Genomic DNA, 14601 nt, shown 5'->3' on the forward strand with positions numbered 1-14601 from the left:
AATTATTTTTTTGACATGACGAATGGTTTGTATAAGCGAATTAGAAAGTAAGGATGTGAGTAATTTGGCTGAGGAAAAATATGTTGTAGAAATGCGTCATATCACCAAAGAGTTTGGAACGTTCAAAGCCAATGACGATGTCAACTTGCAAGTAAGGCCAGGAGAAATCCACGCATTGCTTGGTGAAAATGGAGCGGGTAAGTCGACCTTGATGAATATGCTGTCAGGATTATTGGAACCAACATCTGGTGAAATCTGGATGAATGGTGAAAAAGTGAATATCACGAGTCCGACCGCAGCAAACAAATTGGGGATCGGTATGGTGCATCAGCATTTCATGCTGGTAGACGCCTTTACTGTAACAGAAAATATCATTTTGGGGAGCGAACCCCATCATCTCGGTGTGTTAGATCGCAAGAAAGCCCGCAAAGAAATCAAAAAAGTTTCTGAGCAATATGGTTTATCGGTTGATCCAGATGCCTATGTGCGTGACATCTCTGTCGGGATGGAACAACGGGTAGAGATCTTGAAGACTCTTTACCGCGGCGCAGATGTACTGATTTTTGATGAACCAACGGCAGTTTTGACACCGCAAGAAATCGAAGAGCTGATCGAGATCATGCGCGGATTGGTGCGTGAAGGCAAATCGATCATCTTGATCACCCACAAACTGGATGAGATCAAAGCGGTGGCAGACCGTTGTACAGTTATCCGTCGGGGACAAGGGATCGGCACCGTCAATGTCAAAGACGTCAGCTCGCAACAGTTGGCCGATATGATGGTTGGTCGTTCTGTGTCCTTCAAGACACCGAAGAAAGAAGCGTCACCAAAAGAAGTCGTGCTTTCTGTTGAAAACTTAGTTGTAAAAGAAAACCGTGGCTTAGAAGCAGTCAAAAACTTAAGCTTAGAAGTACGTGCAGGTGAAGTATTGGGGATTGCTGGGATCGATGGCAATGGGCAATCAGAGCTGTTACAAGCCATCACTGGTTTACGGAAAGTCGAAAGCGGCAAGGTCTTGCTGAATGGTGATGACATCACTAACTTCAAGCCTCGGAAAGTCACCGAAGCCGGCGTTGGTCATGTGCCAGAAGACCGCCATAAATACGGACTTGTCTTGGATATGATGTTATCAGAAAACATCGCCTTGCAAACCTACTACAAAAAACCTTTGAGTAATGCAGGTGTCTTGGATTACGGAGAGATCAACGAGTTTGCTCGTGATTTGATTCAAGAATTTGACGTACGAACAGTCAACGAGATCGTACCAGCACGGGCATTGTCCGGCGGGAATCAACAAAAAGCGATCATCGCACGAGAAATCAGCCGCGATCCTGATCTATTGATCGTTGCCAATCCGACCCGTGGGTTGGATGTTGGAGCGATCGAATTTATCCACAAACGCTTGATTGAACAGCGGGATAAGTTCAAAGCGGTATTGTTAGTCAGCTTTGAATTAGATGAAATTTTGAATGTATCAGACCGCATTGCTGTTATTCATGCTGGTGAGATCGTTGGGGTCGTTGATCCGAAAGAAACATCAGAGAAAGAGCTTGGCTTGTTGATGGCAGGGTACTCCTTGGAGGAAGCAAGACGAGAGCTGCAAATGGAGGAAGTAGGTGGTTCGGTTGAATAACCGCAAAGAAAAGATCCGCAATATATTAGTGCCGATCATCGCTGTCTTGTTGGGATTCGTCCTTGGCGGGATCATCATGGCGGCCTTCGGCTACAGCCCAATCACAGGGTATACACAAATGTTTCGGACCGTTTTTATCAACGGACAAACAGGTGGGTTAAATGCCCGCAACATTGGTGAGATTTTTGTTACAGCAGGACCATTGATCTTTACCGCTCTGGGGTTTGCCGTTGCAAACTCAGCCGGATTCTTCAATATCGGTCTTTCTGGTCAAGCGCTAGCAGGTTGGGTTGCCAGTATCTGGGTCGCACTAGCGATGCCAGATGCGCCTCGGTTGGTGGTCTTGCCATTAGCCGTGATCGTAGGGGCTTTATGCGGGGCGATCGCAGCTGCGATTCCTGGTTTCCTACGGGCATTCTTTGGAACAAGTGAAGTCATCGTGACGATCATGATGAACTATATCTTGCTTTATACGGGGAACCATTTAGTCAATAATGTGATGAGCGAATCCATGATCACGACAAAAGGGGTCACAAAAATGGTGGGGGAAAATGCCTCCATGCAGACGCCGTTTCTAGCAAGCATCACGAGCAACTCTCGCTTGAACTTAGGGATCTTCTTAGCCTTGATCTTCTTAGTTTTGGTTTGGTTCTTGATGAAAAAAACCACTCTTGGTTATGAAATCCGCGCGGTGGGCTTGAACCCAAGCGCTTCTGAATATGCGGGGATGAGCAGCAAACGGACGATCATTATCTCCATGATCATCTCTGGAACGCTTGCTGGATTAGGTGGAGTCGTTCAAGGACTAGGAACGTTTGAAAACTTCTTCGTTCAAGGGTCATCATTGAGCATCGGGTTTGACGGTATGGCTGTATCCTTGTTAGGAAGCGGCTCATCGATCGGAATCTTACTTTCAGCCCTCTTGTTCAGTATTTTGAAATTAGGTGGACAAGGCATGCAGTTTGCAGGTATTCCATCTGAATTAGTCGATGTCAATATCGCAATTATTATTTTCTTCGTAGCGATCAGCTTTGTGATTCGTTTCTTGTTGGCAAAAATCTTTGACGGCAAAAAAGAAGCGCTGGTCGTACAGGAGATTGAAGCCCAACCAAACGATCAAGATCAGGAAGGAGGAACCATCTAATGGATATTAGTTTAATTTCTTCGATCGTCACTCAAACATTGATTTATGCGTCTCCTCTGATTTTGACGGCGCTAGGTGGCGTGTTCTCAGAGCGCAGCGGGATCGTTAACGTGGGTCTTGAAGGAATCATGGTTATGGGTGCTTTTAGCTCGATTGTTTTCAATATTGAATTTGCGTCACAATTTGGTGCGTGGACACCATGGTTAGGGATGCTCGTCGGCGGACTTGTCGGTGTGGTTTTCTCCTTGCTGCATGCGGTGGCAACCATCAACTTCCGTGCCGACCACATCATCAGTGGTACGGTGATGAACTTGATGGCACCAGCTTTGGCTGTGTTCTTAGTCAAAGCGATCTACAACAAAGGGCAAACGGATAACATCCAACGGACATTGGGGTATTTCAATTTCCCGATTCTTAAAGATATTCCTATCATTGGCCCGATTTTCTTTAATCAAACATTCTTACCTGCGTACTTCGCTATTTTGATCTCAGTGATCGCGTGGTTCGTGATTTTCAAAACACGCTTTGGGTTGCGTCTTCGTTCTGTCGGTGAGCATCCACAAGCAGCGGATACCTTAGGGATCAATGTTTACGTGATGCGCTACTCAGGTGTCTTGATCTCTGGTTTCCTTGGCGGGATGGGCGGTGCCTTGTTTGCTCAATCGATCGCGGGTCGCTTTGCCGTGACAACGATCGCCGGTCAAGGGTTTATCTCGATGGCTGCGATGATCTTTGGTAAATGGAATCCACTTGGTGCTATGGGAGCTGCGATTTTCTTCGGTTTTGCGCAAAACATCAGTATCGTAGGTGGCCAACTGCCAATCATCTCTTCCATTCCAGCGGTTTACTTACAAGCTGCGCCTTATGCCTTGACGATCATCGTGCTCGTTCTTTTCCTTGGAAAAGCCGCTGGTCCGAAAGCTAACGGGAAGAACTACATTAAATCTAAATAATTTTTCAGTATGAAAGGGTGGGGCTATGGGACATGAATGTGTTGCTGTGTCCTGCCCTTTTTCTATCCTCTGGGTGAAAGGAACGCATCAGGAAATTTCCAAAGCAACCCAGCGCAATTTTTGCTTAAGTTTAGTATGATAGAGGTAGTAGATCCGCTTGTAAAAGCATAAAATAAAGAAAGTAGGGAATAGAATGTTTAAACGTGTACACTTGATCGTGATGGATTCAGTCGGAATTGGTGAAGCACCTGATGCGGCAGCTTTTGGTGATGTCGGTTCAGATACGTTAGGCCATATTGCAAAAGAAGCAGGCTTGACGATCCCTCACTTGGAACAATTAGGCCTAGGGACGATCCGTCCTTTAGAAGGCGTGAAGGCGGTAGCTGACCATGATGGGTATGCAACCAAATTGGAAGAAGTTTCCGTTGGGAAAGATACGATGACGGGGCACTGGGAGATCATGGGCTTGAATATCCAAAAACCTTTCCGCGTATTTCCCGATGGGTTTCCCGATGAATTGTTGCAACAGATCGAAGCGTTCTCTGGACGTAAAATCGTCTGCAATGCGCCGTACTCAGGGACAGCAGTCATTGATGACTTCGGCGAACATCAAATGAAGACAGGCGATTTGATCGTTTACACCTCGGCTGACCCAGTGTTGCAGATCGCTGCGCATGAGGAAATCATTCCATTAGAAGAATTGTATCGTATTTGTCAGTACGTTCGGGATATCACGAAAGATGAGCCATATATGATCGGCCGCATCATCGCGCGTCCGTATGTCGGTGAGCCTGGAAACTTTACTCGTACGAGCAATCGTCATGACTACGCACTGGATCCATTTGGCCATACAGTATTAGATTCCTTGAAAGAAGCTGGAAAAGACGTGATCGCCGTTGGGAAGATCAATGATATCTTCAACGGACAAGGAATCACCGATTCTGTACGGACGAAGAGCAATATGGACGGTGTGGATCAGTTACTGAAGGTGATGAAACAAGACTTTACGGGTCTAAGCTTTACGAACTTGGTCGACTTCGATGCGCTTTATGGTCACCGTCGCGATGTCGTAGGGTATGCCCATGCCATTGAAGATTTTGATTTACGTATTCCAGAACTTTTAGAAGCAATGGGAGACGAGGATCTGTTGTTGATCACAGCTGACCACGGCAATGACCCAACCTTTACGGGAACGGATCACACGAGAGAATATGTGCCATTATTAGCGTACAGCAAGAAATTCCAAGGCCAAGGCAAATTGCCACAAGGCTACTATGCGGATATTTCCGCAACGATCGCTGAAAACTTTGGTGTTTCAGCTACAGAAAACGGAACAAGCTTTTTACAACATTTAAACTAGAGGTGATGAAATGACAACGTTACATGAGAAATTACAAGAAACAACGGCATTTATCCAAGAAAGCGGCGTCGGTGAAGTGGAATTTGGGTTGATTTTAGGATCTGGCTTAGGTGAATTAGCCGATGAGATCGAAAACCCAATCGTGTTGCCTTACAACGATATCCCGCATTTTCCTGTTTCGACAGTGGTCGGTCATGCAGGACAATTGGTCTATGGAACATTAGCTGGGAAAAAAGTCTTAGCGATGCAAGGACGATTCCATTATTATGAAGGCCATTCGATGCAGACGGTCACTTACCCCGTCCGTGTGATGGCGGCATTGAAAGCTCACTCTTTAGTCGTGACCAATGCCTGTGGCGGCGTAAACGAAAGCTTCCAGCCGGGAGACTTGATGTTGATCACCGATCAAATCAACTTTATGGGGGACAACCCACTGATTGGTGAAAACGAAGAAGAAATGGGTCCGCGTTTCCCAGATATGAGCCAAGCCTACCATTTGCCTTATCGGGAAGCGGCACAAAAAGTTGGTGCATCAAAAGGATTGCACTTAAAAGAAGGCGTCTATATGGGCTTCTCAGGTCCTACGTATGAAACGCCAGCAGAGATCCGCTTTGCTCGGACGATCGGTGCCGATGCTGTCGGTATGTCGACTGTCCCAGAAGTGATCGTTGCTGTTCACAGTGGCTTGAAAGTCTTAGGTGTTTCTTGTATCACAAACTTGGCTGCTGGTATGCAAGCGAGCTTGAATCATGAAGAAGTCGTGGAAACGACGGAACGGGTCAAGGCAGAATTTAAAGCGTTGATCAAAGAAACGTTAGCAGTACTATAAAAAGCAGACCAAAGGAGAAAAACGAATGAGCGTTCATATCGAAGCAAAAGCAGGCGAGATCGCAGACAAAATCTTGTTACCAGGTGATCCACTGCGGGCAAAATATATTGCTGAAACATTTTTAGAAGACCCGATCTGTTACAACAACGTTCGGGGGATGTTGGGCTATACAGGCGTTTATAAGGGCGAGCGGGTCTCTGTCCAAGGAACCGGCATGGGCATGCCTTCAGCGAGTATCTATGCCCATGAATTGATCAACTCTTACGGCGTGAAGAAATTGATTCGGGTCGGTACGTGTGGTGCCATCTCAAAAGATGTCCACGTGCGTGATCTTGTGATTGCCCAAGCGGCAGCAACAAGTTCATCGATGGTAGCAAAAAACTTCCAAAGTTTCCATTTCCCACCAATCGCTGACTTTGCACTGTTGCGTAAAGCCTATGATACAGCGATTGAATCAGGATTTACGACTCACGTCGGTAACATCTTATCTGAAGATACCTTCTACAAAGATGACATGACGGAAACGTTACAGTTGGCAGACCTTGGGGTGATGGGTGTTGAGATGGAAGCCGCAGCCTTATACTATTTAGGGGCGAAATTCCACGTTCAAACTTTAGCGATCTGTACCGTCAGCGACCACATCATCACTGGAGAAGAAACAACGCCAGAAGAAAGACAAACGACATTTAACGACATGATCAAAGTTGGCTTAGAAACAGCGATCGCGTAAAAAAGATACCGCAGGATCGGTGCATGAACGATGCGAAGGCTGCTTGCTTTTGATAGAGCAAGCAGCCAAATCGTATTGGTTTGCATGCAACCGAGAATGTGTTATCTTTTTTTGTTGGCAAAAAGCCACGAAGAAGCGTTGCACTTTTGCCAGAAAATGGTTTAATGAAAAGAAAAGGTGTAAAAAGGAGACGAGACAATGAATAATTTTACGTTTCATGTAACGACGGACATTCGTTTTGGGAAAGACCGTCTGAACGAGCTGCCAGAAGTACTGAATACATTTGGAAAAAACGTCTTGCTAGTCTATGGTGGCGGCAGTATCAAGAAAAACGGTTTGTACGATGCAGTCATGGCGCAATTGACTGCCAACGACAATCAAGTCACTGAATTGACTGGTGTCGATCCAAATCCACGAATCGAAACCGTTCGTCAAGGAGCCGCTCTTTGTCGTTCAGAAAAGATCGACGTCATTTTAGCTGTTGGCGGCGGTTCTGTAATTGATTGCAGCAAAGTGATCGCTGGGGCGGCTTGCAGTGAGCAAGAGCCTTGGGACTTAGTTCTTTCCAGAAGCTATCAAGGACCAGCGATTCCATTAGTAACGATCTTGACCCTTGCGGCTACTGGCAGTGAAATGAATCGCGGCGCCGTGATCTCTAATCTAGAAACGAAACAAAAACTTGGTGTTCACGGACCCGAATTTTTACCGAAAGTATCTTTTTTAGATCCAACAACGACCTTTAGTGTCAGTCGCTATCAAACGGCTGCCGGTTCAGCGGATATCATGAGCCATCTGATTGAAAATTATTTCAGTAAAACAGAAGGAACAGATGTCCAAGACGGTGTAGCAGAAGGATTGCTAAAAGCAGTCATTAAAAATCTGCCCATCGCATTAAATGACCCCACAGACTATGATGCACGGGCGAATTTGATGTGGGCGAGCACCTTAGCCTTAAATGGTTTGACTGGAAGCGGCAAGGGTGGTGCTTGGTCTTGTCATGCGATGGAGCATGAGTTGAGTGCGTTTTATGACATTACCCATGGTATCGGCTTAGCGATCCTGACCCCACGCTGGATGCTTCATGTGTTGAATGAAGAAACGGCGCCGAAATTTGCGCGGTTTGCTAGAGAAGTATTTGGAGTCCAAGAAGCAGTGCCAGAATTAGCTGCCCGAATGGGGATTCAAAAACTGTATGACTTTTTTGCTTCTTGCGATATTCCGATGACTTTGCCAGAAGTAGGGATCGCCGATGACACCCATTTTGCTGAAATGGCGGCTCAAGCAGTTCAATTCAGCTCTATTGCAACAAATGCGTATGTACCGCTGCAAGAAGAAGACGTGATTGCAATCTACCAAGATTCCTTGACTCCTTCAACCTATCTTTAATCATATAAAAGACCGTTCCTGCGACTTGGTTGTCGCGGAGCGGTCTGTTTATTTATCCTTCAGAAGAAAAAGCCAAACGGGCCATTAGCTGATCTGCAATCAAGGCGTGTCCTGCAGGAGTGGGGTGCACCCCGTCATCGCCTGTCAGTGCCTGCGGGGAGCTAGCAACGGCTGCTTCGGCAAACAAGCCATCCAGCGGCAGCAACTGACAATGAAAGGCGGCAGCTAAGTGACGAACGATTTGGATTTTCGGATCAAGATCGATCCGCCAAGTTTGGCGATCCTCAGGATATGGCAAAACAAAAGGTTCCAGCAAGAAAATGCGCGTGATCCCCTGTAGGGTCACTTGTTCCAGAATTTGACGGTAGGTTGCCTCAAAGGACGTTGCCGCAGCTTCTGAACCAAAATCGGGACCACCGGCATTGTGCCACGTGTCGTTGATCCCAATCATAAAGACCAAGACGTCAGGTGCTAATTGAAGGCAATCTTCTTGGAGACGGGCTAAGACGTCGGCAGCTTTGTTGCCGCCGATCCCCCGATTATAAAAGGTAAATCCTGCAGTGGGGAATGTTTCTGCCAGCTGATCGGCAACGAGACGGGCAAACCCATGTCCTAAATCGTGGGGATCTTGGCGATCACGATCGCAATCTGTGATGCTGTCACCTAAAAATAAAACGGTATCATTTTTGACTAGTTTCATAGTAAGCTCCTTTCGAGTACGCCCTCAATTATAAAAGAGGGGGGAGGAAATGCCAATAAAAAAACTGCCCTTTTTTAAAAAAGGGCAGCGATAAGCGAGGCTTATAAGTAGTATTTTTTCGCAACAGTCAAATCATCGTTCAATTCATAAACAAGTGGTTGACCAGTTGGGATCTCAAGATCCATGATATCTTCGTCAGAAATACCTTCGATATGTTTTGCTAATGCACGTAGAGAGTTTCCGTGAGCCGCAACTAAGACAGTTTTGTCGTCTTTTAATGCTGGGGCGATTTCATCTTGCCAGAAAGGCAATGCACGTTCTAAAGTAACTTTTAAGTTTTCTCCACCAGGTACGTCGCGAGGGTCAAGCATTGCATAACGACGGTCGTTTGCAGCAGAACCTTCATCTGAAGCTTCCATCAATGGAGGTAAAACATCGTAAGAACGACGCCAGATGTGTACTTGTTCGTCACCGTATTTTTCAGCAGTTTCTTTTTTATTTAAACCTTGTAATTTACCGTAATGACGTTCGTTTAAGCGCCATGATTTGATCGTTGGTACCCAAAGTTGATCAGAATATTCTAAAATATAATTACAAGTTTTGATGGCACGAGTTAAAACAGATGTGTAAGCAACGTCAAATTCGATGCCTGCTTCTTTGATTTTACGTCCGCCTTCGATTGCTTCTTCGACACCTTCTGGCGCTAGATCAACATCAGCCCAACCGGTAAACTGGTTTAATTTGTTCCATTCGCTTAGTCCATGACGAGAAAATACTAATTTTGGCATGTAAAACTCTCCTTTAGATATTCGATATTTTTCTGAAATTTTCAATTCCGTATTTATTGTACACTCTTTCTCAAAGAATTTCCATGGTTTTGGAGGAAAAGCTGGGGGAAAACGCCATTCTTAAGGAAAACAAAAGGGGATCATTAAAAAGAGGACCGCTTTTGTTTCATGCTGTTCTAGGGGGAGTCGACAACTATGAACGTAACTTGTTCCATTCTTCTTCGGATAATTTTATGTATTTATAGCATGTACCTACAGAAACACCGCATTTTTCAGAAATATATTGAATCGTTTCTTTTTTCTCGTAGTACAATTGACGGATTTTTTTGATCGTTTTCGGATCGATTTTTGGACGACCGCCAATTTTGCCTTTTTTGCGGGCTTTATTTAAGCCGACCAGCGTGCGCTCTTTGATGAGTGAGCGTTCCATGATCGCAAGTCCTTCCATTAAATTGAAGTAAACCTGTCCCATCGGACCGCGGGTATCGATTTGTTCTGCCAGTGAAACCAGATGAAGCTCTCGCTGTTTTAATAGATCAGTGAGATCGGTCAGCTGTCTGGTGGTTTTCCCTAAACGATGCAGTTCCGTAACGACTAAGGTGTCGCCGGGCTGCATTTGTGCCACCACTGACTCCAATGAATGATTTTCTTCACTTTCTTCCACGCTAAATGTCTCATGGAAAAATTCATGACACCCAAATTCTTCGAGCTTGTTTAATTGTTCACTTGTTGAGTTGTCGGTGATCGTTGAACGAGCATAGCCTATGATTTTCATAAACCCTCCTACCTTTCCCTTTTTATTGAATGTATCATAATTATTTCTTAAATGATAGGGTAATTTGCACAAAAAATAATAAAAATTAAGTCGATTGAAGAAAAATAACGAAAAAAAAGAGAAGCATTATTGCTCCTCTTTTTTGTTTCCTTTATCTAACGTGCTTGGTACTCGGGCCTTCAGGCAATCCGACAATGATCGTATGGACCATATCCAAAAACAGACCGTGTTCAACCACGCCCACTGTAGTATCTAATTCCTGTGCCAACTCAGTAGGAGCGGTGATCGTTTCTAGATGAAGATCGATGATGTAATTGCTACAATCGGTTTTTAACGGTTCGCCTTCTTCATTCAGACGCAGTTTTGGATGGTAGTTTTTCTTCTCGAACAGACGCAACAGCTGTTGGCTGCCGTAAGGGATCACTTCCACTGGCAACGGGAAGGCACCAAGTGTTTCGACCATTTTCGATTCATCAACGATCCACAAGACTTTTTTGGAGTTAGACGCCACAATTTTTTCGAATAAAAGGGCTGCACCGCCGCCTTTGATGCCATGATAATCCTGGCTGATCTCATCTGCACCGTCGATCGTTAGATCCACAGCGTCCACTTCATCGATGGTGCGAATCGGGATACCTAATCCTTCTGCTTGTTTTTTCGATGCCCAAGAAGTTGGGACACCCGTGATCGATAGACCTTCTTCTTTTACACGTCGACCCAGTTCTTCAATCATGTAGTAGGCTGTTGAGCCAGTGCCCAAGCCAACGACCATGCCATCTTTTACATAACTAGCCGCTTCAATGCCGACCATTTCTTTTAGGTTCATTTTCATCCCGCCTTTTTTAAATAAATGCTTTGTCTCTATTATATAGGAAGAAGCGCAAAATTTGCGGATTTTTTCGTAACAGATTTCTTTTGAAAAAAGCTTAGGAGGATACTTGACAGGTAAGAATAAGCATGATATTCTATCAAAGGTGCTTTATCTACAGGTCTCTCGTTGGAGACGTGCTGACTGTCTATCAAAGCATAGTTGATATGAATGCAGAGAATGCATTATTTTTTATCGCAAAAAAAGAACCACCTGGATGTGTGGGACTATAAAGCGAATCAAGGAAGGAGGACAACTAGGGATGCCTACAATTAATCAATTAGTACGTAAACCTCGTAAATCCAAGGTTGAAAAATCAAATTCACCAGCATTGAACAAAGGATATAACAGTTTCAAGAAAGCTCAAACGAATGTTAACTCACCTCAAAAGCGTGGGGTAGCTACTCGTGTGGGAACTATGACACCGAAAAAACCGAACTCAGCTCTACGTAAATATGCGCGTGTTCGTTTGTCAAACTTGATTGAAGTGACAGCTTATATTCCAGGTATCGGACACAACTTACAAGAACACAGCGTGGTCTTGTTACGTGGTGGACGTGTAAAAGACTTACCAGGGGTACGTTACCATATCGTTCGTGGTGCATTGGATACTGCCGGTGTTAACGATCGTAAACAATCTCGTTCTAAATATGGTACAAAACGTCCTAAAGCTTAATCTTTAAGACAAACAGATCAAATGAATCTTATTTAAATCAGAACTGATATCTCGGAAGGAGGAGTTACGGATGCCTCGTAAAGGTCCTGTTGCAAAACGTGATGTTTTACCAGATCCTATTTATAACTCAAAATTAGTAACTCGTTTGATCAACCGTGTAATGGTTGATGGTAAACGCGGTGTTGCTGCAAATATTATCTACAATGCTTTTGGCATTATCAAAGAATCTACAGGAAATGATCCATTGGAAGTTTTCGAACAAGCAATGAAAAACATTATGCCTGTATTGGAAGTTAAAGCTCGCCGTGTCGGTGGTTCTAACTACCAAGTACCAGTAGAAGTACGTCCTGAACGTCGTACAACTCTAGGTCTTCGTTGGGTGGTAAACTACGCTCGTTTGCGTGGCGAACACACAATGGAAGAACGTCTTGCAAAAGAAATCATGGATGCAGCGAACAACACTGGTGCTTCTGTGAAAAAACGCGAAGACACACACAAAATGGCGGAAGCCAACCGCGCATTTGCTCACTATCGTTGGTAAGATCCTCACTGCTTTTTATTGGAAGGTACTGAGACAACCTTAGCTTAAGTTAAGTAAGAATGAGAGGGGAACAACCTAGAATGGCAAGAGAATTTTCGCTAGAAAAAACTCGTAATATCGGGATCATGGCCCACGTTGACGCTGGTAAAACAACGACAACTGAACGTATCCTTTATTACACAGGTAAAATCCATAAAATTGGTGAAACACATGAAGGTGCTTCTCAAATGGACTGGATGGAACAAGAACAAGAACGTGGGATCACAATCACTTCTGCTGCGACAACTGCGCAATGGAAAGAAAACCGCGTAAATATCATCGACACACCAGGACACGTGGACTTCACAATCGAAGTGCAACGTTCATTGCGTGTACTTGATGGTGCTGTAACTGTGTTGGACTCACAATCAGGTGTAGAACCTCAAACAGAAACAGTTTGGCGTCAAGCGACAGATTACCGCGTACCGCGTGTTGTATTCTGTAACAAAATGGACAAAATTGGTGCAGACTTCTTATACTCTGTATCAACTTTACATGATCGTTTACAAGCAAATGCTCACCCAATCCAATTACCAATTGGTGCGGAAGATGACTTTACTGGTATTATCGACTTAGTAAAAATGAAAGCTGAAATCTACACAAATGACTTAGGAACTGAAATCCAAGAGACTGAAATTCCTGAAGAATACGTAGAATTAGCTGAAGAATGGCGCGAAAAATTAATCGAAGCTGTTGCTGATACTGATGAAGAACTAATGATGAAATTCTTGGAAGGTGAAGAAATCACTGAAGAAGAATTGAAAGCTGGTATTCGTCAAGCAACATTGACTGTTGACTTTTTCCCTGTTCTTTGCGGATCTGCCTTTAAAAACAAAGGGGTTCAATTGATGTTGGATGCAGTCATCGACTACTTGCCTTCACCACTTGATGTTCCTGCGATTAAAGGGATCAATCCTAAAACAGACGAAGAAACTGATCGTCCGGCTGACGATGAAGCACCATTTGCTTCATTAGCATTTAAAGTAATGACTGACCCATTCGTAGGCCGTTTGACATTCTTCCGTGTGTATTCAGGTATCTTGAACTCTGGATCATACGTATTGAATGCTTCAAAAGGCAAACGCGAACGTATCGGTCGTATCCTACAAATGCACGCCAACACTCGTGCTGAAATCCAAACAGTATACTCAGGCGATATCGCCGCTGCTGTTGGTTTGAAAGACACAACAACTGGGGATACACTATGTGATGAAAAATCACCAGTAATCCTTGAATCAATCGAATTCCCAGAACCAGTTATCGAAGTCGCTGTTGAGCCTAAATCAAAAGCTGACCAAGATAAAATGGGGGTTGCTTTACAAAAACTTGCTGAAGAAGATCCATCATTCCGTGTGGAAACAAACGCTGAAACAGGCGAAACTGTTATCGCTGGTATGGGAGAACTTCACTTGGACGTCTTAGTTGACCGTATGCGTCGCGAATTTAAAGTTGAAGCAAACGTAGGTGCGCCTCAAGTTTCTTATCGTGAAACATTCCGTGCAGCAACACAAGCGGAAGGTAAATTTGTACGTCAGTCTGGTGGTAAAGGTCAATACGGTCACGTATGGGTCGAATTTACACCAAACGAAGAAGGTAAAGGCTTCGAATTCGAAAACGCGATTGTCGGTGGTGTGGTTCCTCGTGAATACATCCCAGCAGTTGAAAAAGGACTTGAAGACTCAATGGCGAACGGTGTCTTAGCCGGTTACCCATTAGTAGACATCAAAGCAAAACTTTATGATGGTTCATACCATGATGTCGATTCAAGTGAAACTGCCTTCCGTGTTGCAGCTTCTATGGCTTTACGTGCTGCAGCGAAGAAAGCAAACCCAGTAATTCTTGAACCAATGATGAAAGTAGTTATCACTGTACCAGAAGATTACTTAGGTGATGTTATGGGTCACGTAACTGCTCGTCGTGGACGCGTAGAAGGAATGGAAGCACACGGTAACTCACAAATCGTGAACGCAATCGTGCCATTAGCTGAAATGTTCGGTTACGCAACAACACTTCGTTCATCAACACAAGGTCGCGGTACGTTCATGATGACATTTGATCACTATGAAGATGTACCTAAATCTGTTCAAGAAGAAATCATCAAGAAAAACGGCGGCAAAGCTGAATAATTGATGGAAGTATAGGAAATTAAGTAAAAAGCTATATTTTTTTCTGAGTTTCG

14 protein-coding genes are annotated in these 14601 nt (G+C 44.4%); 10 read left to right on the forward strand and 4 right to left on the reverse strand.

The features are described 5' to 3' along the window. Positions 1-22 precede the first annotated feature (22 nt). From IGI71_RS01280 to IGI71_RS01310, 7 genes are all read left to right on the forward strand, one after another. Positions 23-1633, forward strand: coding sequence for an ABC transporter ATP-binding protein (locus tag IGI71_RS01280; RefSeq protein ID WP_005232559.1), 1611 nt, complete (start codon positions 23-25; stop codon positions 1631-1633). Then, positions 1626-2777 (forward strand): ABC transporter permease, encoded by a 1152-nt coding sequence (locus IGI71_RS01285; RefSeq protein WP_005226844.1) that lies wholly within the window; start codon positions 1626-1628, stop codon positions 2775-2777. The genes IGI71_RS01280 and IGI71_RS01285 overlap by 8 nt, the downstream gene beginning before the upstream one ends. After that, the gene (locus IGI71_RS01290) at positions 2777-3730 is read left to right on the forward strand and encodes an ABC transporter permease (protein WP_005232556.1); all 954 of its coding nucleotides are present in this window, start codon (positions 2777-2779) and stop codon (positions 3728-3730) included. The genes IGI71_RS01285 and IGI71_RS01290 overlap by 1 nt, the downstream gene beginning before the upstream one ends. A 193-nt stretch (positions 3731-3923) precedes the next feature. Then, the gene (gene deoB / locus IGI71_RS01295) at positions 3924-5090 is read left to right on the forward strand and encodes a phosphopentomutase (protein ID WP_015508806.1); all 1167 of its coding nucleotides are present in this window, start codon (positions 3924-3926) and stop codon (positions 5088-5090) included. Positions 5091-5100: 10 nt separating this feature from the next. Further along, entirely contained in the window at positions 5101-5919 is an 819-nt protein-coding gene (locus IGI71_RS01300; RefSeq protein WP_005226849.1) for a purine-nucleoside phosphorylase, read from the forward strand. 25 nt (positions 5920-5944) lie between these two features. Continuing rightward, positions 5945-6649, forward strand: a complete 705-nt coding sequence (gene deoD / locus IGI71_RS01305; RefSeq protein WP_005226852.1) for a purine-nucleoside phosphorylase — start codon at positions 5945-5947, stop codon at positions 6647-6649. 198 nt (positions 6650-6847) lie between these two features. Next, positions 6848-8035 carry an iron-containing alcohol dehydrogenase gene (locus tag IGI71_RS01310; protein ID WP_430616131.1) on the forward strand — a complete coding sequence of 396 codons (1188 nt, stop codon included), beginning with the start codon at positions 6848-6850 and terminating at the stop codon, positions 8033-8035. A 52-nt stretch (positions 8036-8087) separates the two neighbouring features. On the opposite strand, the gene IGI71_RS01315 is transcribed toward IGI71_RS01310, so the two are convergent. The 4 genes from IGI71_RS01315 to rpiA all read right to left on the reverse strand — a co-directional run bounded on the left by IGI71_RS01315 (position 8088) and on the right by rpiA (position 11124). After that, complete coding sequence (locus IGI71_RS01315; protein ID WP_430616132.1) at positions 8088-8735, reverse strand: SGNH/GDSL hydrolase family protein; 648 nt, start codon at positions 8733-8735, stop codon at positions 8088-8090. A gap of 101 nt (positions 8736-8836) precedes the next feature. Beyond that, entirely contained in the window at positions 8837-9523 is a 687-nt protein-coding gene (gene gpmA, locus IGI71_RS01320; RefSeq protein WP_005226871.1) for a 2,3-diphosphoglycerate-dependent phosphoglycerate mutase, read from the reverse strand. Between the two features lie 193 nt (positions 9524-9716). Continuing rightward, entirely contained in the window at positions 9717-10298 is a 582-nt protein-coding gene (locus IGI71_RS01325) for a recombinase family protein (RefSeq protein ID WP_005226873.1), read from the reverse strand. Positions 10299-10449: 151 nt separating this feature from the next. After that, positions 10450-11124 carry a ribose-5-phosphate isomerase RpiA gene (rpiA, locus tag IGI71_RS01330; RefSeq protein ID WP_430616133.1) on the reverse strand — a complete coding sequence of 225 codons (675 nt, stop codon included), beginning with the start codon at positions 11122-11124 and terminating at the stop codon, positions 10450-10452. A 304-nt stretch (positions 11125-11428) separates the two neighbouring features. Between rpiA and rpsL the strand changes: the two genes are divergently transcribed. The 3 genes from rpsL (at position 11429) to fusA (ending at position 14548) form a co-directional block, all read left to right on the forward strand. Then, positions 11429-11842 (forward strand): 30S ribosomal protein S12, encoded by a 414-nt coding sequence (gene rpsL / locus IGI71_RS01335; RefSeq protein ID WP_003127956.1) that lies wholly within the window; start codon positions 11429-11431, stop codon positions 11840-11842. A 70-nt stretch (positions 11843-11912) separates the two neighbouring features. Next, complete coding sequence (gene rpsG, locus IGI71_RS01340; protein WP_003127957.1) at positions 11913-12383, forward strand: 30S ribosomal protein S7; 471 nt, start codon at positions 11913-11915, stop codon at positions 12381-12383. 80 nt (positions 12384-12463) lie between these two features. Further along, the gene (fusA, locus tag IGI71_RS01345) at positions 12464-14548 is read left to right on the forward strand and encodes an elongation factor G (RefSeq protein WP_005226900.1); all 2085 of its coding nucleotides are present in this window, start codon (positions 12464-12466) and stop codon (positions 14546-14548) included. The last annotated feature ends 53 nt before the right edge of the window (positions 14549-14601 follow it).

The sequence above is a fragment of the Enterococcus sp. DIV1279b genome, from assembly GCF_050531515.1.
Lineage (GTDB): Bacteria > Bacillota > Bacilli > Lactobacillales > Enterococcaceae > Enterococcus_D > Enterococcus_D casseliflavus.